The following is a 21,888-nucleotide window of genomic DNA, read 5'->3' as shown; positions in this document are numbered from 1 at the left end:
TCGAAAATGAAAAAATCATTATATAGTATTGCCGCCGTATTTTTTGTTTCTGGCTTGATCAGTGCACAGGTTATCGACCTTAACCAAATGCCGAAACCGGGACCTACGCCGACGGTGAATATCGCCACGCCCCAAACCTTTAAACTGAAAAACGGTTTAACCGTGATGGTGGTAGAAGATCATAAACTACCGCGGGTAAACACCACTCTGACTTTTGACCATCCGCCAGTGGTGGAGGGAAACAAAGCTGGAGTAAGTGATATTATGGCGGATCTTTTGGGCAGCGGAACTTCGAAAATATCAAAAGACGAGTTTAATAAAAAAGTAGATTTCCTGGGAGCGTCCATTAACTATCGGGCAAATGGTGCCAGTGCCAACACGCTTTCAAAATACTACGCGGAAATTTTAAATCTTTTCGCAGCCGGAATTACCGATGCCAAATTCTCGAATGAGGAATTGAGTAAATCTAAAGAAAGAGGAATTGCAGGTTTGAAATCGAGTGAGTTAAGTGCACAGGTAATCGGCAAGCGCGTTTTCGATGTTTTGACTTATGGCAAAAATACCGCTTTAGGGGAATATCAAACTGAACAGACTTTGAATGCTATTACTTTGGCTGATGTTCAGGATATGTACAAAAAATCGTATGCACCCAATACCGGCTACCTGGTGGTCATCGGTGATGTGAAGTACAGCGAGGTGAAGAAAATGATTGAGAATGCTTTTGAGGGCTGGAAAAAATCAGATTACAAATATCCTTCATTACCGAAATTCTCTAATGTTGCGAAAACCGAAATCGATGTTGTAGATGTTCCTACGGCGGCGCAGTCTGTGATTATGTTGGGAGATCTTCATGATTTAAAAATGAAAGATCCTCAATATTTTGCAGCAACGACAGCGAATTATATTTTAGGAGGCGGAAGTCTGGAAACCCGGGTGAACATGAACCTTCGCGAGAAAAACGGATTTACTTACGGCGCTTATACCTCTCTGGATGTTTCGAAATATGATTCCAGTTTTGGCGGAACTGCCAATGTTCGTGGTGAAGTGACCGACAAAGCGATCAAAGAATTTATGACAGAAATTAAGGGAATAAAAACCATTAAACCCGAAGAACTGCACAACGCAAAAGAAAAACTTAAAGGCAGTTTCATTCTTTCTCTGGAAAGACCGGAAACAGTTGCGCGGTTTGCATTGAATTTAATTACCCAGGATTTACCAAAAGATTTCTATTCCAATTATCTGAAATCGGTGGATGCTCTGACGGTTGATCAGGTACAGAAAGCTTCTGATTCTTTCATCAAACCCAACAATATGAGAATATTTGTGGCGGGAAAAACCAGCCAGTTTGCCGGGCAGTTAGATGCTTTGGGTTATCCGGTAAAGTATTTTGATAATTATGGAAATCCCGTGGCCAAACCTGAAGTAAAGAAAGCTGATGCCAGTGTCACTTTAGCCGGCGTTGCCGATAAATACATTGCGGCGATCGGTGGGAAAGACAAAGTTTCGAAGATTACCTCGATTACTTCTGTAGCGACCACGAAAATGCAGGGAATGGAACTGGGTATTAAAAATACGCAGGCCATCGGTGGAAAAGTAAATATGGAAATTTCGATGATGGGGAATACCATTCAGAAAATGACTTACGACGGCATGAAAGGGTCGATGACCGCACAGGGAAATAAAATGGATATGCCCGCAGAAATGCAGGAAGCATACGCCAAAGAAAAAAACCTTTTCCCGGAATTAGCTTTTGCAACTTCTAAAGAGTACACGCTCGGCGGCATCGAAAAAATAGAAGGTGCGGATGCCTACGCGGTAAAGTCTGGAGATACCACCTATTACTATGACGTAAAAACCGGCTTAAAAGTAGGTGAAATCAAAAAGCAGAAAATGCAGGGTCAGGAAATTGAAGTTCCCAGTTACTATTCCAATTACAAAGACGTTGACGGCGTTAAGTTACCGTTTACCATCAAAGTAAACCAAATGGGACAGGACATGCAGCTGGATGTAAAGTCTTACGAATTAAACAAAGCGACCGCAGAAGATTTTAAATAAACTTTCTGTTTGAATAATTGATCAACGGCACTGAAAGGTGCCGTTTTTTTTGTTATAAAGGATTTTGGAAATTTTATACTTTATATTAATACTGAAAATCAGACGACTGTAGAACGATGATCTTCGAACCTGATTTTATTTAAAAGGATTCACATCAAACGAAAGACTGAATAACCGGCTATTGTGCTTTTTTTTTGTCTAATGACTTTCTTTGATTAAAGTCTTGGGTTTACAAATTGTGAGAAGGTAAAGAACGACAATCAGTGTGGCAAATGCGGAGATTAAAAAAGTCGCGGCTGCACCGAACTGAAACCAAATAAGTCCTGCAAATGAACTTGCGAGCATGGTGCAGATGCTCTGAAATCCCGAAAATGTTCCGATGGCCGTTGCGGTATCTTTCCGGTCACTGATATTGGAAATCCACGCTGTTGAAATCCCGTCGGTCGCTGCGGCGTAAATCCCGTAAAGAGAAAACAGTCCAAAATATACATACAGATTGGTGTTCACCGACATTCCAAAGTAAACCGCTGAAAACAGGAGCAGACCTGATATAAGAATTTTTTTCAGACCTATTTTGTCCGCAAGAATCCCGATTGGAAAAGAAAACAATGCATAAATAAGATTATAAAAGATATAGACCGCAATAACCACTGTGTCATCAAGTCCAGACTGTTTTGCTTTGAGCAGAAGGAAAATGTCTGAGCTGTTAAAAAGGGTAAAAGCAAGGAGTCCGATGACTAATTTTTTGTATTCCGGCGGGCTTACTTTCCAGTAATTAATAAACGAAAAGAAAGAAGCAGCTGTTTTTGGTTTGATGTCTTTAGGATGTTTATCTTTCAATAAAAAAGAGGCAAGAACAGCAAGAAGCCCCGGAATAAAAGCAACAAAAAATAAGGTCCGATAGTTCTGCGGATAATAATACAGATAAATTAAAGCCAAAGAAGGCCCGATGACCGCTCCCAAAGTATCCATGGATCGGTGAAAGCCGAAAATCTGACCTTTCGTTTCCACGGTGGCTTCATCTGAAAGCAGGGCATCTCTTGCCGCCGTCCTAATTCCTTTTCCGAAACGGTCAAGGGTACGGCTAAAGAAAATCAAAAGGGGATAAGTGAAAATCGCCATCATCGGTTTTGAAACTGCACTGAAAGCATATCCTATTTTAACAAATGGAACTCTTCTGCCCGAATTGTCTGAAAGTTTACCGAAATAAGCTTTGCTCATGCCTGCCGTAGCTTCTGCAACGCCTTCAAGTATTCCGATGAGCACAATTGAAAAGCCGATTGATTTTAAATACATGGGCATCACCGGATACAGCATTTCACTGGCAATATCGGTGAAGAGACTGACTAATGATAAGATCCAAACAGTGCGTGTAATATATTTCACAATTTCTCCTTTTTAGTCGTTTGTTCAATATTTGCAGGTCGTTCCATAACAGCTTATCAAATATACGGAAGTTCATAATTATTTGAAAGCCAGTGTATTTCTGATTTTTATCTCCAATTTCGTTTCTAGCGAAAATCTGCGCCCCGGCCTGAGTAAAACTCAACTTTTGCGGCGGCTCCTTTTCTCTGGAGAGGGTTGGGGGCGAGCAAGTTACCACAATGCTATAACCAGCTGTTGTATTTCTTAATAAACCAATTTTTCACAAACTGAGTCAGTAAGCAATAACTGAACAGGATCCCCAATAACCACGGGAAATAAATCAAAGGCAAAGGCGTCATTTTGAAAGCGGCGGCAAAAGGGGAGAAGGGAATCAGGATGCCGACCAGCATTATGGTGGAGGTGAGAGCCACAACGGGTGCGGAAGCCCAACTTTGAATAAACGGAATTTTGCGTGTGCGAATCATGTGAACGATTAAAGTTTGGGAAATCAAACTCTCTACAAACCAGCCAGTCTGGAATAAACTCTGGTGTTCCGGTGAATTGGCTTTGAAGATAAACCACATCAGAGCAAAAGTGGCGTAATCGAAAACAGAGCTGATCGGACCGATGATGATCATGAATTTGCTGATTCCGCTGGCGTCCCATTTGTGCGGAGTTTGAATGTAATCAGAATCCATTCTGTCCCATGGAATTGATATTTGCGAGAAATCATACAGGAGATTATTGATTAAAATCTGTATCGGAAGCATGGGTAAAAATGGCAATAAAGCCGAGGCACCCAAAACGCTGAACATGTTTCCGAAATTACTGCTGGCAGTCATTTTGATATACTTAATGATATTTCCATGAGTTCTGCGGCCGTAAACAACACCTTTCTGCAGAACCATTAAGTCTTTTTCGAGCAGAATGATATCGGCACTTTCTTTGGCGATATCTACGCCGGTATCCACCGAGACGCCCACATCTGCATCGCGCAGAGCCGCCGCGTCATTGATTCCGTCGCCCATAAATCCCACGGTGTGTCCTTTTTGCTGGAGCAGTTTCACGACTCTGGATTTTTGCAGCGGACTTAATTTTGCGAGTATGGATACCGTGCTGATTTTATTTTGAAATTCCTCATCAGTCATCTTTTCCAGCTCGTTGCCGAGCAGCACATTCGTTACGGGAATACCCACTTCACGGCAAATCTTTTTAGTGACAATACCGTTATCACCTGTCAGCACTTTTATGTTGACTCCTAATTTCTGCAGTTCATGAACGGCCGCACTTGCCGTTGGTTTTGCAGGATCCAGAAAACCGATGAAACCGGTAAGTACCAAGTCGCATTCATCAGCGATCGAATATGTAAGCGGTCCTGCATCGCTTTCTTTTACACCGATAAGCAGTACCCGAAGTCCGTCTTCATTGAGCTTATCTATGATTTTGATGATTTTGTTTTTGAGATTTTCGTCTAAAGGAATAATGGCATCTGTGAAAAACTGACTTTGTTCATCTGCCCCCGGATCTATTGCCCGGTTACAGACCGACAGCATTTCTTCGACAGCGCCTTTGCAGATCAAAAAGTGTTTGCGGTTTTTTTCTTCCAAAATGACAGACATCCTCCGCCGGTTAAAATCAAAAGGTATCTCATCTACTTTCTTAAATTCGGCCAGCTTTAAATCGGCCTGTACCTCTTCATGGGTTTCATGATAATCGATTACGGCCAAATCCATGAGGTTTTTCAAACCGGTTTGATAAAAACTGTTCAGATACGCCCACTTAAAAACTTCGTCATCTTCGATACCGTGAATGTTGAGATGTCTTTGCATGACTATTTTGTCAAGCGTTAAAGTTCCGGTTTTGTCGGTACAAAGAATATCCATCGCACCGATATTCTGAATGGCATTTAATCTTTTGACCACTACTTTTCTTTTGCTCATGCTTACGGCGCCTTTCGCCAGATTGGTCGTTACAATCATCGGCAACATTTCGGGCGTTAATCCTACGGCAACGCTGATACCGAACATAAATGCTTCCAGCCAGTTTCCTTTCGTCAATCCATTAATTAAAAAAACAAGCGGAACCATAACAAACATAAACCGAATGAGCAGCCAGCTTACACTGTTGACTCCTTTTTCAAAACTGGTTTCGGCTCTTTTGCCCACCAGTGATTCCGACATCGTGCCAAAGTACGTTTGATTGCCTGTGGCCACTACGATTGCCTGAGCAGTTCCACTCACCACATTGGTCCCAAGGAAACAGATATTCTCTAAGTCGAGTGAAGATTTTTCGGAACTGTCCGTCAGCAGCGTATCGTGTTTCTCAACAGGCATGGCTTCACCGGTCAGCATTGATTGGCCTACGAATAAATCTTTGGAGTGAAGTATTCTGACGTCAGCGGGAATCATGTCACCGGCAGATACCGAAATAAGATCACCGGGGACTAATTTTTTGATATCAATATCAATTTTACCCGAGTCTTTCCGCAGCACCGACGCATTAGTTTTAACCATGCTTTTCAACTCTTCTGCCGCTTTATTGCTTCTGAATTCCTGAGAGAATCTCAGCAGGACACTGGTCAGGATCATGAGCAAAACCACAATCACTTCTTTGTAATCTTTGGTGCCGGGAGCCGCATAAATTACATTCATAAAAAAGGAAACCACGCCGATTAAGAATAAGACCCCATTGAAAGGATTTATAAAAGCGCCGAGTAACTGAATATACCAGGAGGGTGCTTTTTCGTGCGCTATTTCATTGATGCCATACGCTAACCTTTTTTTTAGAACCTGATCTTCTGAAAGACCTTCCTCACTGCTTTCGAGCTGAATGAACAGTTTTTGGGGATCGGCTTCTGCGGCTTCTAAAAGTTGTTTCGCTGCGAGTTGGTTTGCGCTGTTATCCGGCGCAACTAAACTGGCGGTCACTTTTTTATGTAAAATATTCAACATAGCGACAGGATGTTAAAATTAATTTGCAGCGTCGGTTTCAGGCGCTTACCCGCTGCGGCTCCCGGTTGTGATTATAATTTTCCCTCCTGCAAAAATGGGCCGGGTGCATTATTGCTTGATGCAGTGGTGAATTTTTTATAAAGTTTTCACTCTGTTTCAGTTATTTATTCCATTGATACAGATTTTCTAAAAACTGCATTTTTTCGGTTTCCGTCCACTGATTGGTATAAATTAAAAAAATTAAGAAATTTTTTTCTGATGAACCGAAAAGAAATACACGGTCCAGTTTATCTTTATATTTCCAAATGATAAATTCTAAGTCAGAATTCTCTTTAAGTTTTTGCGTTTTAAATTTATGTTTTTTTTTGAAATCAGAATCCCATTTATAAAATGCTTTTAGGTTTTCAAAATCCGACCGGTTTGCTTTATAAAATGGATAAGATTTCTTTAGATTTTGTGCCACTGCGATAATAATTCCTTCATCATTTTTCAGATAGGTTTGGCCGGATGCGCGTACCGTATTCAATAGCGTCCAGTCTCCGGGAATTTTTACTTCGCCCGAATTCGTTTTTATAGTAGAGTAATCCATCAGGTTCTGGCTCACTATAAAGTAGGGCAGGAGAAAAAGGAGGATGGTTGGTAAACTGATTTTCATTATGCTGTTATTTGTTCGGAAGAAGAGCTTTGCGCGTTCATCGGTTTTCGGACTTTTTATAATAAATCCTCATAGCGTTTTCATATTCAGTATTATACAAAGGTATAATAGAAATGGTTACAAACTGTATTTTTTTAGCTTCCAATTTATTTTTTTATTTTCTTTCCCTCAGAATCAAACAACGGATAAACGCGGACGCTCCCTGAATACATTAGAAAAGATGAATTCCAGATCATATTAAACAGCTATTATTTAATTTGCAATATTGTTATAAAAGATAAACACATAAAAAACAGCGCTTAAAAAACGCTGTCTGGACTGTCCTTATTTTTTTTGACATTACTGAAAATTATTGAGGCTGTTCTTTCCCAGAATTTTCATAAGATTTTATGGGAAGTAAATCAGTTTTGATTATTGGTCTTTGATTTCTCAGTTCTGAGAAGGTTCAAAGAGCCGAATCTGGTATCCTTAGTTAAGGTCCAGACGTTAATTATTTTTTCATTGTTAAAATCCTGCTCGTTTGGACTGATGAATTCAATTTCCCTGATGCTGTTGGTAGCGATGAGGTAATTTTTATTCATTAATAAAAAACCATCCACATATATTTTTGTTTGAGGATCTGCGCCTAAAAATGTTCTGATGTCGTTTTGAGTTTTGGTTTCAATATTTCCCAGATCTGCTTTACAAAGAATCAAGCCATATTCACTTAAATTTGGGTAGGTTTTCGCATATTGATCAATTCCTTTTTGTGCGGATTTCATCACCTGCATTTCCTTTATTGTAATGTTCGGCTGCGTATTAATCATTTCCCAGTTGGCGATAATGTTTTCATTAATCAAAACGGTCGGTTTGTCTTTTTTGGAATACAGTAACTTTTCGAAACTCTGTGCAAACATACTTGAGCACGAAATAACGGTCAGCAAAAGAAATAATTTTGTTTTCATAGAAGTGATTTTATTATGGATTGGGTCTTTCAAATATAGCGATATTTTAATTCAAAAACTTTTGAGGGTTAATGGTTTAAAAAGTTAAACTATGGCAATCTTGCGAAATACTTATTAAAAATAACTTCTCCTATTTGTGAAAAACTTTTTAAAATAATCTTTTGTTTCTTCTGCGGTTGAAAAAAGTTGAAAATTATCAGTGAAAATTGAACCATTAAGATTCGGTTAAGGGAGTAAGAATATTAAGATTTCCACGGGTTGAAATAAATAATTTGCCGCAACATTTTGCCATCTTTTGAAAAACTTTTTAAAATAATCTTTTGTTTCTTTTGCGGTAAAAAAAGTTGAAAATTATCAGTGAAAATTGAACCATTAAGATTCGGTTAAGGGTTTAAGAATAATAAGATCTCCTCCGGTTGAAATAAATAATTTGCCGCAACATTTTGCCATCTTTTGAATAACTTTTTACAATATATCTTTTGTTTCTTTTGCGGTTAAAAAAACTCCGCGATATCATTAATTCAAAACAAAAAAAACTTCCGAAAATCTCCGGAAGTTATATGTTTTAGTATGATTCTTTCTTATTCTTAATTTGAATAACTCATCAGTTCCTCTTTTTTGGAATTGACCATTTTGTATTCCAGATATTTAAAAGAATCTCTTGGGATAATCGTTACCCATTTTTTGTATTTCAAGTACCATTTCATTTGGATGCTCCTCAAACCTTTGGTCAAATAAGCTTCTACAAAAGGATGGACATGCAAAAATAGTTTGCCTTTTTCGGTTTGAATCAAATTCCGGATAACTTCTTCCATGCGCTCCACCACAACGATTGGGGCCAGGATTTCTCCGTCAATATTAGGATTGTCTTCCTTGGTTTTGATTACTTTTTCCGGTTTGGTCCGTTGACGGGTGAGCTGGATCAGCCCGAATTTACTCGGTGGCAAAATTTTGTGTCTTGCTTTATCGCGGCTCATTTCAGCTTTGAAATGTTCGTACAGATCGCGTCGGTGGTCGGCATTAATCATATCGATAAAATCGACTACGATGATTCCGCCCATATCTCTCAGTCGGAGCTGACGGGCGATTTCAGTGGCTGCCATTTTGTTCACCGTCAAAGCATGTTCTTTGTTGGATGAACCTGCTCCTGAGGAAAGATTATTTCCGGAGTTGACATCGATAACATGAAGTGCTTCTGTATGTTCGATGACCAGATAGGCACCTTTCGAACTTGGGATATTCACGTGTTTCCCAAAACTCTGTTTCATCTGTTTTTCTACGTTATAATATTCCATTAACGGAATAGGCTTATCGTAGAACTGAACAATATTTTTTCTTTCCGGCGCGATAACTTCGATATAATTCCGCATGTCATCAACCATTTGCTCGTCATCACAAATAATGGAAACGAAATCAGCATTAAAATTATCCCGTAAAATAGAGGAAGCTTTATCTTCTTCGCTCAATACTCTGCTCGGGACTTTGTTTTTCTGAAGGTTTTTGAATGCGGTTTCCCATTTCTGAATCAGCTGATTCATGTCATTGTGGAGTTCTGCGACTTTTTTTCCTTCGGCAACGGTTCTGATAATTACCCCGAAACCTTCAGGTTTAATGCTTTCAATTAAAGTTTTGAGTCTCTCCTTCTCCTCAGAGTTGCTGATTTTTTTTGAAATAGAAACGCTTTTGTCAAACGGAATCAAGACCAAAAATCTTCCGGTAAGGGAAATTTGAGTTGATATTCTCGGTCCTTTTGTAGAGATCGGTTCTTTGGTGATCTGTAGAATAACGCTGTCGTCTTTAGCCAGAACTTTATCGATGGTTCCGTTTTTATGAATCTCTTTTTGAATTTCGAAATTCTTTAAGGACGAATTGTGTTGTCTTTTGGAAACAGTGTCTTGTAGAAATTTTTTGTAAGTAAGAAATTGTGGACCTAAATCCTGATAATGCAAGAAGGCATCTTTCTCATAACCAATGCTTACGAAGGCAGCATTTAAATTGGGTGCAAGTTTTTTTACTTTACCGATAAATAAATCGCCGACCACGAATTCGCTTTTGTCCTCCTGTTCGTGGAGCTCAAAAAGCCGTCCGTCTTCCAGCAAGGCAATCTTCGATTGCTCGCCTTCATGTGATATAATCAGTTCTTTCTTCATTCTGTTGATAAGGGATTAAAATATTAAGGGTCTTAGAAATTCTGAAAAAATCAATTCTAATTGCTCAATTTTTTAATAGTTTCTTGGTTTTGTTTTATCAAATTTGGCGAAATGTCATCCTTATGATATAAACAAAAATATAGCCGGTGTAATTTTAAATAGATAAAAACACCAACTATATTGTTATATTGTAAATCGCAAAGAGATTATTTTTTCTTGTGTCTGTTTGCTCTTCTTCTTTTCTTTCTTTTGTGGGTCGCAACCTTATGTCTCTTTCTTTTCTTTCCGCTTGGCATAATTTAAATTTTTTTGTTTGTAACTTATATTTATTATTTAGTTTATTACTTAACTGGAACTTTCGTTTTGATTTTCTCTACGAACGTTTTCGAAGGTTTAAAGGCTGGGATATTATGAGCAGGAATTTCAATAGCGGTGTTTTTCGAGATGTTTCTTCCTGTTTTTGCTGCTCTGGTTTTAATAATAAATGAACCAAATCCTCTTAGATACACATTATCTCCGTTATACATTGATGTTCTGATCTCCTGCATAAAAGCTTCAATAACTTTCTGGGTTTCATTCTTTTCAGTTCCCAATTTATTTGAGATGGTGTTTACCAATTCTGCCTTTGTCATTTCCTTTTTTTATTTATATTTTTGGTGTGCAAATATAATAAGAATTTTTGAAAACAAAAAAACAAAATGCTGATTTTCTTCATGTTGGTAGGAAATTGCTGGATTGGTACAAAATCCATGGCAGAGAGTTGCCCTTTAGAAAAACCAATGATCCCTATAAGATTTGGATTTGCGAAATTATTTTTCAGCAAACCCGGATAGAACAGGGACTTAACCATTACCGAAATTTTATTGAAAGATTTCCCGATGTTCAAACCTTAGCCGAGGCAGAAACTGATGAAGTTTTGCTCTATTGGAAAGGCCTCGGATATTATTCCAGAGCCTTGAATCTGCATAAAGCATCTCTGCAAATCATTAATGATTTTAATGGAGTTTTTCCCGCTGATTACGACCATGTTTTGCAGTTGAAAGGAATCGGGAAGTACACTGCAGCAGCCATTTCAAGCATTTGTTTCGGAAAAAAAATTGCTGCTGTTGACGGTAATTTCTACCGCGTTTTATCCCGATTGTTTGCCGATGATTTTGATATTTCAAACTCCAAAGCCTTTGATTATTTTTCTGAACTGGCTTTAAAGATGATGCCCGAAAATGAAGCCGGACATTTCAATGAAGCCATGATGGACTTGGGTTCCGAAATCTGTAAACCCAAAAATCCGAAGTGTGAATCCTGTCCTTTAAATAAAGACTGTATCGCTTTTAATTTAGGAAAGATTTCTGGTTTTCCCGTAAAGACCAAAAAAGTGAAACCAACTGATTTGGACCTGTATTATTCATTTGTGGAATATAACGGTCAGTTTTTGGTACGACAGAGAAAAGACGATTTTATCTGGAAAAAACTTTTTGAATTTCCTGTTGAAGTCCCGCCAGACTGGCAGCAGTCCGTCATTAAGCAGAAAACCATCGCTCATAAACTGACGCATAAAAATTTATCGATTCAGATGAGTCATGTTGTACTGGAGTCGCAGGATATTTTCACCGAATTTGCTCACGGGAACGGCTTTTCGATTATAACCTATGAAGAATCGCACCAGAAATCCTTCCCGAAACCGCTGGAAAATTATCTGAAAGATTATTATGAAAACAAATCTTTAATGCGCTGAACTCTTTAACCAGAGCTTATGTTTTTTTTGCTGCGACGGATTCACCAATTTTCTTTAAACTGCTTTAAGGACAAATAATAAAACCTTTAAACTTTACAGATAATCATTCGTGAATTCGTGGCATTCATAAGCCTGTTTTTTCTTTATTAAAAATTTAAAACTAATTCGTATTTTTGCGCAATGTTTAAAAAACTCATTTTCACTTTTTTAGGATTTATTTTGCTTTCCTGTTCAAAAGAAGCACAGCCAAAACCTTCTGGTGAACTTCGTTTAGAATATCCCGCCCCGAAATATCAAAGTTTCACTTCCCCGTGCGATTTTAGTTTTGAGTACTCGGATTTTGCCAAAGTTAGAGCGGCGAAAAATCCGTGCTGGTATTATATCGAATATCCGAAAATGAAAGCAAAAGTTTTTATCACCTATTTTCCCATTAAAAATGATTTTGATCTTCATGTAAAAGAATCGGAGAAAATGGTGTACGAACATACCATCAAAGCGAGTTCAATTGACACGAAATCATTTAGTTTTCCTGAACGGAAAGTGTTTGGTAATTTCTATGAACTGAAAGGTCAAAGTGCCTCGAATCTGCAGTTTTTTGTGACCGATTCTACAAGCCATTATGTGACCGCAAATCTCTATTTCAATTCAAGACCGAAGCCCGATTCATTGGCGCCGGCGGTAGAATATATTAAAAAAGACATGCTCCATTTAATCGAAACCTTTGAATGGAAAAAGTAATCATGAATAATGGGCAATAAGCAATTATTAATGTGCAATGAGTACTATTTTAAAGTAAGGTATTTTTTAATAAAACGGAGTTGATTCATAAAGTGACGATATAAGAAAGGATAAAGTAATCCAGTTAAAAATAAAACAAATTAGATGATATCTTTTATAAGGTAGATTTTATAAAAAAATAAAACAAATTTAAATATGAAATTATTAGTTGTTGGTTCAGTGGCTTTCGATGCGATTGAAACACCTTTCGGAAAAACAGATAAAATTTTGGGTGGCGCTGCAACCTATATCAGTATTGCTTCTTCGGTTTTAGGCGTGGAATCTGGAATTGTTTCCGTTGTTGGCGGCGATTTTCCACAGACCGATTTAGATATGCTTTCCGGAAGAGGGGTGAATATCGAAGGAATTGAAATTATCAAAGAAGGGAAAACTTTTTTCTGGAGCGGCAAATACCACAACGATCTGAATTCAAGAGATACTTTGGTTACCGAAGTAAACGTTTTGGAAAACTTCGATCCGAAAATTCCTGAATCAATGCAGGATGCCGAGATTTTATTATTGGGGAATCTTCATCCTGGCGTTCAGCTTTCTGTGTTGGAAAAAATGCACAACCGTCCGAAACTGGTTATTTTAGATACCATGAATTTCTGGATGGATTCTGCTCTGGATATTTTAATGCAGATGATTGCGAAAACCGATGTAATCTCTATTAATGATGAAGAAGCAAGACAGCTTTCCGGTGAATATTCGCTGGTAAAAGCGGCTCAGAAAATCCATGCGATGGGACCGCAATTCGTGATCATCAAAAAAGGAGAACACGGTGCGCTGTTATTCCACGAAGGAAAAATCTTTGCCATTCCGGCATTGCCTTTAGAAGAAGTTTATGATCCAACCGGAGCGGGAGACACTTTTGCCGGAGGTTTTGCTTCTTATTTAGCGAAGAAAGAAGATTTCTCCTTTGAAACCATGAAATCTGCCCTGATCGTAGGTTCTGCCATGGCTTCCTTCACGGTGGAAAAATTCGGCACTCAGCGTTTAGAAGAAGTTACAGAAACGGAAATGATTGAAAGAATCAACAGTTTTAAAGAATTAACTACTTTTGAAGTAAACGTTTAACTTTCCACGGATTAAAGAATCAGAATTCCGGGAACAACTACATTTCTTCCCGAAATGATAAATTTAAAATTGGATTAATCTTCAAAAAAAATGACAGATAAAAATATGAGAAAAATAGTCGGTGTATTGATGATGATGGTTTTCGGCGGTGGAATTTCTGCACAATATATGATGGTGGGCAAAGACAGTATTTCGCTGGCTCAGTTCAAGAAAGAAAATTTATACGGTTTAGAAAATGCCGGTGTGGCCAATACCATTAATTCTATACAGAATTTCTACCTGTTTCAGCAATTTGCAGCCGAGAAAAAAGCAGATACCTTGACTTATTTCCGTGAAAGAATGTCGGAAAAAGAAGCGGAGTTGAGAAGTAAATATTTTTTTCCGTCACAGGTGATCGATCCGGTTTTAAATGATTTTGTTAAAGATAATCAGACAGAAAAAGAAGTTCAGGTTTTCATCTTAGAAAAAACGGAAGGCGATAAAACAGATTATCAGCAGGTTTATAACGATGTGAAATCCGGTAAACTGACCATCGAAGAAGCCATCTCAAAATACACAAAAGCGAATCCCAAACCAATTTACATTAAGCCGGGAAGTCTTGATAATCAAATGTATGCAGAGATTAAAACTTCGCCGAATAATACACTGACCAAATTTTTCAACACTCCTTCCTATATAGGTTTTGCCAAAGTTCTGAATTCCAGACCAAGTTTGGGTTACATGATTTTTGGAACGATCTCTTTTCCTAAAGATGCCAGTTCTGATTCGGTAAAAGATAAAATTTACCGGGATTTGAAAGAAGGAAAAACCTTTCAGGACGTGGCAAAATTGTATGGTGCCAATGAACATGAGAAAGATAACGGTGGCGTAATCATGGGGTCACCAACTTTGCCGGACGAAGTTTATGAACTGTTCAAAGGAAAAAAAGCGGGATATTACACGCCGGAACCTTTGCTTTTTGGCGACAGTTATTTTGTTTTTAATATTTATAATGTTGAACCTTATGTGTTAACAGAAAAAAACAGAGCATTCTTTCTGAGAGAGATGAACAGCACGCTTTATGCTGAAATTTTACAGGACAGGATGACGGCTTACCTGAAGACGGATCCTTCTTATAAAGAATTTCCGGCTTTTCAGAACATCAAAAAATCGTATCAGAATTTAGTGGCGGCAAAAGACAGCGAACTTCTTTATCAGTATAAAAATGAAAAAGTAACCGCCGGATTTATCAAAGAACTTGTTGGCGACAAAAAAGACGATGCTGCAAAACTATCACCTGCAGTGTGGGCAGAAGCTCTTAATAATATCAATTCCCAGGATGTTCTGAAAATTTACAGTCAGAACTTTACCAATCTTAAAAATGTAAAAGAGGAACTGGAAGCCAGTAAAAAATCACTTTACTCGGACTATATTTTCTCCAGATATTTGACTGAAGAAATTGCAAAACACCCGGAATGGCTTACTGAATATTACAACCAGCACAAGTCCAAATACTTTTGGGGGGAAAGAGCAGAAGGTAGAGTTGCCATCTTCGGTGATGCAAAACTGACCAAAGATATTTCTAAAGAAATAAAAGATGTGAAGGCTTGGGAGTTTTTAAAAGGGAAATTCGCCGGAAAACTCAATGACAAAAAACAGGTCCTGGTGAATTTTGAAAAAGGCGAAATGTCGAAAGAAGCTGATGTCTTTACCAAATACAATGTTCCTTTTAAAACAGGCGTTCACACCACCAAAATGGGAGATAAATCTTTGGTGATCGCCATTGATAAAATACTTCCTCCGTCCCAGATGACTCAAGAAGAAGCAGCGGAAGAACTGAAAGATGCGGTGACTGAAAAAAAGCTCAATGAAATCATCGCTGAACAGAAAGCAAAAACTAAAATTGTGGTCCAACCCGAATTCCTTAAGGATTTAGAAAAGAATTTTAAGAAATAATTATAATAAAACATGCAGGTTATTTCGTTTAGAATGATAATTTTGCAAATCGATAAAAAATAGATATGAACAAAAATGTAAAATTCACCCTGCTTTTTAGCTTAATGCTTGTGTTTTTCGGGACTCTCAACAAAGCGCAGACGCATTTGAAAAAAGGCGATATGATTGACGGGATCGCGGTAGTCGTAGGGGATGAAATTATTTTAGAATCAGATATAGAAGAGCAGGCCAACTTTGCAAAACAGCAGGGCGCCAGTGTTGCAAACAAATGCGAATTTGTGGAAAGCATCATCAACAATAAACTTTTGATCTATGAAGCCAAAAGAGATACGTTGATAGAAAACCGCTCGGCAGCCATCAAAGACCAGGCAAACCAAAAATACGCGCAGATCTTAGGACAGTTTCCGGATGAGAAAACAATGCTGTCAACCTATAAGTTCCGTACCTCTTACGAGATGAAAAATGCCATCGAAAAGATTGATGCAGACAACTATTACGGGCAGATGAAGTTCGGCAGAATTACTGATAAAGCAGACGTTACTCCCAATGAAGTAACCGATTTTTTCAATACTTTTCAATACCAGCTTCCGGAGGTGAAAGATGAAGTCTCGCTTTCCCAAATTGTCATGTATCCCAAACTGACCGATGCCCATAAAGATGAAATCATTGCACGACTCAATAAAATAAAACAGGATATTTTAGCAGGCGAATCATTTGAAAGCCAGGCGAGAATCTATTCAGACGATCCGGGATCTGCCGCAAAAGGCGGATTGTACACCAATATTGCAAAAGGCAAAATGGTAAAACCCTTCGAAGCAGCAGCACTGAATCTGCAGGAAGGAGAAATGTCTGATCCCGTAGAATCCGATTTTGGATACCACCTCATTCAACTGGTAAAGAAAAGTGGAAAGCAGTACGATGCCCGCCATATCCTCTTAAAGGCCGAACCGAATGCGGAAGAGATTCAGACTGCAAAAAAAGAATTAGACAGCATCAGAACTTTAATTATCGATGGTAAAATGAGTTTCAAAGACGCAGCATATCGGTTTTCCGATGACAAACAAACCAAGTTCAATGCAGGAATTATAAGCGGACAGGACGGTTCAGATAAAATTGAAAAGCTAAATCTTCCGCCGACGATCTCTTACCAGATTGCAGGACATAACAAAGGTGACATCACCGATGTGTTTGAAGATACCGCGCAACAGGACCGAAAAACCGTAGCCATCATTAAAATCGATGATATGATCGCAGCGCATAAACTGGATATTACTACCGATTACAACAGAATTAAGCAAATGGCGCTCAATAAAAAGAAAAACGAAATGGTAGAAAAATGGGTAAAAGAAAAATTACCGAATGTATTTATCTCCATCAACGACCGTTACAAAGACTGTACTTTCAAAACCGACTGGCGTAAAACAGTTGCCAAATAAATAAAATTAAATCTCTGCATCGGCGGAGATTTTTTTTTGCCCATTATTTTACAAACTCTACGGGAAAGAAGCATAAAAATCTGAATAAGGAGCAACAAAATTTTCGCTTCTCAGAAATCCAGTCCCGCTTTCCGCTGTATCTTTTTTCGAGGAGGAACGACGAAAAAAAAGGATGCCGCTGCAATCGAGGCTAGAACATCAGGTGTTTTTTATTTTCGAAAGAATATCCAACGTCTGTAATAAAAGAAGTTCTTTTGATCATTTGTGAGGGATTATTGCTATTTTAGTTGTGTAATAATGTTGTACGCGTAAACTGCCGTTAAGAGGTAAATATTGTGAACAATTACCCAAAAAAAAATTGCGATAAATGAAACAGAAAGAACCATCAGAATTATCAGATCAGGAACTCTTGCAGGAAGTACAGAAAATAAAATCATCTTTAATCGTCAATGCGGTATTATGCGGCATCATGATTGGTGTTGCCACTTACAGCACGGTAAAAAACGGACTGGGAATTCTCACTTTTTTCCCGCTCTTTTTCATTCCGGTGTTTACTAAAAACAGAGCCCGCAAAAAAGCCGTAGAAAACCAACTGAAAGAACGAAACCTTGTATAAAATATTACGCCCGTATTCCACAATATTCTATTATTTCGTTCTGTTTAGAACGAAATAATTTTTAAGCCCGCTGGTTTTGAAGGCTATCTTTGATGAATGTATTTTGATTGATCATCATTTCTTTCCAATTGTTATCCTTACTTTGCTGGCGAAAAACATATTCATTAACAACGAAAATCATAAATATGGAAGAATTAAACAATCTTGAATTGACCCTTTTAAACGCTTTGACCGAAAAATATCCCTCTTTAAAATCTCATATTCCCTATTTAAAACTGAAGGAAAGAAAAAACACCGGCGTCGGAATGCTGGTAGATCTGGAATATGTAAATGGTGATGAATTAAATTTTGATGATATGAATGCATTATTCAGTAATGGAGAAAATATAGAAATTAAAGGTTTAAAACAGGGTTTGAATTATGTAATTGATGTTACTGACGGCAAAATTTTATATATCGAATTTTCAACATACGGTGAAAATTGGAATGGAGAATTTGGGGAATATAAAATTATTAAAGATTAGCTTTTTGTTTTAAAAGAGGTTTCTCCTGCGTTCATTTTTTGATGATGATAAAAATATCAGATTTACCTTTTTCTTCTGTAATAAATTTTCACTCCCACATTTTTTCCTCACCGCCGAATTATTTAAATTTACCACATGAGTAATTTTTTAGATTTTGGCGTGGCCAAAAAGTGGAAAGAAATGAGTGAAAAGCAAAATAAAGTCACCCAATTATTTGAAATAAAATATCCTATCATTCAGGGTGGAATGATTTGGCATTCCGGTTGGCGTCTGGCTTCTGCGGTATCGAATTCGGGCGGTTTGGGCTTAATCGGAGCCGGGAGTATGTATCCCGATATTCTGCGCGAAAACATCCGCAAATGCAAAGCCGCGACCGGCAAACCTTTTGGGGTAAACGTTCCGATGCTCTATCCGAATTTAGAAGAAATCATCCAGATTGTTTTGGAAGAAGGCGTGAAGATTATTTTCACCTCGGCCGGAAATCCCAAAATCTATACCGAATCATTAAAGAAAGAAGGTTTAAAAGTCGCTCACGTGGTTTCCTCGACCAAGTTTTCCATGAAATGTGAAGAGGCCGGCGTTGATGCTATTGTCGCAGAAGGTTTCGAGGCCGGCGGACATAACGGACGTGATGAAACCACCACGTTCTGTTTGATTCCAAACGTGAAACAGCATATTTCAAAACCTTTGATTGCTGCGGGCGGAATTGCGTTGGGTTCTCAGATGAAAGCGGCCATGATTCTCGGTGCAGACGGCGTGCAGATCGGATCGCGGTTCGCCGCAACCGAAGAAGCGAGTTCGCATGAAAACTTTAAAAATAAAGTCATTTCTTTAAATGAAGGGGATACGTATTTGACTTTAAAAGAATTGGCGCCCGTTCGCTTGGTGAAAAATAAATTCTTCTATGAGTTGGAAAAACTCTATGAGCAGGGTAGAAATGCTGATGCATTACGGGAAACTCTCGGTAGAGCCAGAGCCAAACGCGGAATGTTCGAAGGCGATCTGGAGGAAGGTGAATTAGAAATCGGCCAGGTCTCGGCTTTAATTCATGAAATTTTGCCGGTCGAAAAAGTCTTTGAAAATTTATTAAAAGAATATCACCAGGCCACTTCCTATGATTTATAAGTAAAAAATTTCGTCCCGTTGATCTAACGGGACGGATTTTTTTTAGTCTTAATTTTTTACAGTTGCTTTTGCCTGTTGGTTTTTCAATTGTCTTTCGTCATATTTTTTTACGATAAAAGCGATGATCATCGGTGAAACCCAAATCAGGATTTTTCTTAAAAGTACAGGATTCATAATAGTATTTTTTTATGTTAACCTTATTTGCAATTTGTTTGCCAAATATGATTCAAATCAGATTTTTGGCATTGATTCATTGGCTATATTTGTTCTATAGAATCACAAAATGGGAACCGCTCAATTAAATTTTCTAAAATTATCCGAACTGTTTTTGGATTTGTTCTCATTGCTCCTGTTTAAAAAATTCCTGCGCAAACCGACTTAACTTTTTTTGTTTTTTCAATTCGTCAATTGGGTTTTTTATTAAATCCGATCAATATTCAAGTACAATTATAAAAACAAAATTATGTTACCGAAAAGAGACAGCTGGGCAGAACCCTATAAAATTAAAATGGTGGAATTGCTGAAAATGACCACACCATCTCAACGAAAAGAAGCTTTAAAACAAGCCGGATTCAATACTTTTTTACTCAAATCAGAAGACGTTTATATTGATCTGCTCACCGACAGCGGAACCAATGCGATGAGCGACCGGCAGTGGAGCGGAATGATGCTTGGTGATGAAGCCTACGCCGGAAGTAAAAACTATTACCATCTGGAAGAAGCGGTGAAAGAAGTTTATGGATATCAATATTTGGTTCCCACACATCAAGGCCGGGGAGCAGAAAATATTCTTTCGCAAATCATGATTAAACCCGGCGATATTGTTCCCGGAAATATGTATTTCACCACGACAAGGCTGCACCAGGAATTGGCAGGCGGCGTTTTTCATGACGTGATTATCGATGCAGCCCACGATTCAGCATCTGATTTTCCCTTTAAAGGAAATGTAGATTTAAATAAAGTGGAAAAATTAGTTCAGGAATATGGCGCTGAGAAAATCGCTTATATCTGCGTTGCCGTGACCGTGAATTTAGCCGGCGGACAACCGGTGAGTATGGAAAATCTGAAAGCCGTTCGGAATTATACTCAAGAAAAAGGAATTAAAGTGATGCTCGATATGACCAGAATTGCCGAGAATGCCTATTTTATCCAACAAAAAGAAGAAGGATATCGTTTGAAAACCATCGCTGAAATTGTAAAGGAAATCTGCAGTTATACCGATGGTGCGACTTTTAGCGGGAAAAAAGATGCATTGGTGAATATCGGTGGATTCTTAGCTTTAAATGACTATGATATTTTTGAAGAAGCCCGAAATCTGGTCGTTGTTTATGAAGGATTGCATACTTACGGCGGTTTGGCAGGACGCGATATGGAAGCCATGTCCATCGGGATTTATGAAAGCGTGCAGGAAGAACACATGAAAGCCAGAATCGGTCAGGTTTTCTATTTGGGTGATAAAATGAAGGAATTCGGAGTTCCCATCGTTACACCCATTGGCGGTCACGGAATTTTCGTTGATGCAAAACAGTTTTTACCGCACGTTTCCCAGGATGATTTTCCCGCTCAGGCTTTGGCTGCTGAAATTTATCTGGATGCCGGCATCAGAACTATGGAACGCGGGATAGTTTCCGCCGGAAGAAATTCCAAGGGAGAAAATTATCATCCAAAACTGGAATTGGTTCGTTTCACCATTCCGAGAAGAGTTTACACGCAAGCTCACATGGATGTAATCGCAGAATCCACCGCCAGAGTTTATGAACGCAGAAACCAGATCAAAGGTTTGAAAATGATTTACGAACCGAAATACCTGAGGTTTTTCCAGGCGAGATTTGAACAGCTTTAAACAAACGAAACCACCTCGAAATGAGGTGGTTTCTGTTTTTATAATTATTTTTTTCAATTCATAAAAAGTGGAAAGAAACCTGAAGTTTGAATTATTTAATAAAATCAGTTTTATTAAATACTTAAAACCTGTTTAAATTTGTGTAAAAACCACCAAAGGCACCAAAGGGATAGTTCTTTTAGAGTGTTTTCTTTTTAGATTTTATTTTGCTCATTTTGCGGTTTAACTATTTTTATCATTTTTAAACAGGCTTATAGTTTAAATCTGTTCACACATCAGATAATCAGGACTTAAAACTTCTTCTTCAAAGCTTCCCCTTCAAACGAAATTCCTTCCCAACCGAAGTCCATAAAGTTTCTGATATTTTGATGATCGTTTCCTTCCGGATTTTCCAAAACATCATTTCTATAGAAATCTCCAAATAACGATAAGGTTTCTTGTTCTGATAAATCATTCAGCTTTGCAAAACTGAAAACTTTGCAGGAACCGTTGTTTTCCCCCGCTTCATTCACCGCAGTTCCGTTCGTGAATTTTGTCGGCGTGAAATCGTAATGTTCATCGATGTAGGCAATGACTTCTTTAAAGGCTATGGTTTCCGGGGAGGTTTTGAGTTGATTTAAAAGCATGTTTATTTTTATTAATGTTAATGGTACAATTTAACAAAACAATACGCTCTTTTACAATTATAATATGTTAAATCATT

Annotated in this window: 18 protein-coding genes; 10 read left to right on the top strand and 8 right to left on the bottom strand. The window is 38.2% G+C overall.

Annotated features, from left to right (window positions below; all coding sequences use genetic code 11):
• The first annotated feature begins 6 nt into the window (after window positions 1–6).
• Window positions 7–2,055, top strand: a complete 2,049-nt coding sequence (locus QF004_RS09710) for a pitrilysin family protein (protein ID WP_307425611.1) — start codon at window positions 7–9, stop codon at window positions 2,053–2,055.
• 198 nt (window positions 2,056–2,253) lie between these two features.
• On the opposite strand, the gene QF004_RS09705 is transcribed toward QF004_RS09710, so the two are convergent.
• The 6 genes from QF004_RS09705 to QF004_RS09680 all read right to left on the bottom strand — a co-directional run bounded on the left by QF004_RS09705 (window position 2,254) and on the right by QF004_RS09680 (window position 10,752).
• Window positions 2,254–3,441 carry an MFS transporter gene (locus QF004_RS09705; RefSeq protein WP_307425608.1) on the bottom strand — a complete coding sequence of 396 codons (1,188 nt, stop codon included), beginning with the start codon at window positions 3,439–3,441 and terminating at the stop codon, window positions 2,254–2,256.
• 221 nt (window positions 3,442–3,662) lie between these two features.
• Window positions 3,663–6,371, bottom strand: coding sequence for a magnesium-translocating P-type ATPase (mgtA, locus tag QF004_RS09700; RefSeq protein ID WP_307425604.1), 2,709 nt, complete (start codon window positions 6,369–6,371; stop codon window positions 3,663–3,665).
• A gap of 160 nt (window positions 6,372–6,531) precedes the next feature.
• Entirely contained in the window at window positions 6,532–7,026 is a 495-nt protein-coding gene (locus QF004_RS09695; protein WP_133439948.1) for a hypothetical protein, read from the bottom strand.
• A gap of 401 nt (window positions 7,027–7,427) precedes the next feature.
• Window positions 7,428–7,970, bottom strand: coding sequence for a hypothetical protein (locus QF004_RS09690; RefSeq protein WP_307425601.1), 543 nt, complete (start codon window positions 7,968–7,970; stop codon window positions 7,428–7,430).
• Between the two features lie 587 nt (window positions 7,971–8,557).
• Window positions 8,558–10,120, bottom strand: coding sequence for a ribonuclease E/G (locus QF004_RS09685; protein ID WP_133439950.1), 1,563 nt, complete (start codon window positions 10,118–10,120; stop codon window positions 8,558–8,560).
• Between the two features lie 341 nt (window positions 10,121–10,461).
• Window positions 10,462–10,752 (bottom strand): HU family DNA-binding protein, encoded by a 291-nt coding sequence (locus tag QF004_RS09680; protein ID WP_133439951.1) that lies wholly within the window; start codon window positions 10,750–10,752, stop codon window positions 10,462–10,464.
• Window positions 10,753–10,799: 47 nt separating this feature from the next.
• Between QF004_RS09680 and mutY the strand changes: the two genes are divergently transcribed.
• The 8 genes from mutY to QF004_RS09640 all read left to right on the top strand — a co-directional run bounded on the left by mutY (window position 10,800) and on the right by QF004_RS09640 (window position 19,342).
• Complete coding sequence (gene mutY, locus QF004_RS09675; protein WP_307425593.1) at window positions 10,800–11,852, top strand: A/G-specific adenine glycosylase; 1,053 nt, start codon at window positions 10,800–10,802, stop codon at window positions 11,850–11,852.
• Window positions 11,853–12,032: 180 nt separating this feature from the next.
• Complete coding sequence (gldD, locus tag QF004_RS09670; protein WP_307425589.1) at window positions 12,033–12,590, top strand: gliding motility lipoprotein GldD; 558 nt, start codon at window positions 12,033–12,035, stop codon at window positions 12,588–12,590.
• A 195-nt stretch (window positions 12,591–12,785) separates the two neighbouring features.
• Complete coding sequence (locus tag QF004_RS09665) at window positions 12,786–13,706, top strand: PfkB family carbohydrate kinase (protein ID WP_133439954.1); 921 nt, start codon at window positions 12,786–12,788, stop codon at window positions 13,704–13,706.
• 105 nt (window positions 13,707–13,811) lie between these two features.
• On the top strand, window positions 13,812–15,641 hold the full coding sequence (locus tag QF004_RS09660) for a peptidylprolyl isomerase (RefSeq protein WP_133439955.1): 1,830 nt from the start codon (window positions 13,812–13,814) through the stop codon (window positions 15,639–15,641).
• 65 nt (window positions 15,642–15,706) lie between these two features.
• On the top strand, window positions 15,707–17,077 hold the full coding sequence (locus QF004_RS09655; protein ID WP_373456895.1) for a peptidylprolyl isomerase: 1,371 nt from the start codon (window positions 15,707–15,709) through the stop codon (window positions 17,075–17,077).
• Window positions 17,078–17,444: 367 nt separating this feature from the next.
• Window positions 17,445–17,693, top strand: a complete 249-nt coding sequence (locus QF004_RS09650) for an FUSC family protein (RefSeq protein WP_133439957.1) — start codon at window positions 17,445–17,447, stop codon at window positions 17,691–17,693.
• Between the two features lie 185 nt (window positions 17,694–17,878).
• Window positions 17,879–18,217, top strand: a complete 339-nt coding sequence (locus tag QF004_RS09645) for a hypothetical protein (protein ID WP_133439958.1) — start codon at window positions 17,879–17,881, stop codon at window positions 18,215–18,217.
• Window positions 18,218–18,397: 180 nt separating this feature from the next.
• Entirely contained in the window at window positions 18,398–19,342 is a 945-nt protein-coding gene (locus QF004_RS09640) for an NAD(P)H-dependent flavin oxidoreductase (protein WP_373456898.1), read from the top strand.
• Window positions 19,343–19,390: 48 nt separating this feature from the next.
• On the opposite strand, the gene QF004_RS09635 is transcribed toward QF004_RS09640, so the two are convergent.
• The gene (locus QF004_RS09635; protein ID WP_307425579.1) at window positions 19,391–19,516 is read right to left on the bottom strand and encodes a hypothetical protein; all 126 of its coding nucleotides are present in this window, start codon (window positions 19,514–19,516) and stop codon (window positions 19,391–19,393) included.
• A gap of 289 nt (window positions 19,517–19,805) precedes the next feature.
• On the opposite strand from QF004_RS09635, the gene QF004_RS09630 reads away from it, so the two are divergent.
• Window positions 19,806–21,185, top strand: a complete 1,380-nt coding sequence (locus QF004_RS09630) for a tyrosine phenol-lyase (protein WP_307425576.1) — start codon at window positions 19,806–19,808, stop codon at window positions 21,183–21,185.
• Window positions 21,186–21,475: 290 nt separating this feature from the next.
• Here the strand turns inward: QF004_RS09630 and QF004_RS09625 are convergent, their stop codons facing one another.
• Window positions 21,476–21,811 (bottom strand): HopJ type III effector protein, encoded by a 336-nt coding sequence (locus QF004_RS09625; protein WP_307425573.1) that lies wholly within the window; start codon window positions 21,809–21,811, stop codon window positions 21,476–21,478.
• Window positions 21,812–21,888: the final 77 nt, after the last annotated feature.

Origin of the sequence: Chryseobacterium sp. MDT2-18 (genome assembly GCF_030815285.1) — a bacterium.
Lineage (GTDB): Bacteria > Bacteroidota > Bacteroidia > Flavobacteriales > Weeksellaceae > Kaistella > Kaistella salivictor.
Note: the sequence above shows the minus strand (reverse complement) of the source record. Positions and strands in the feature narration are given on the sequence as shown.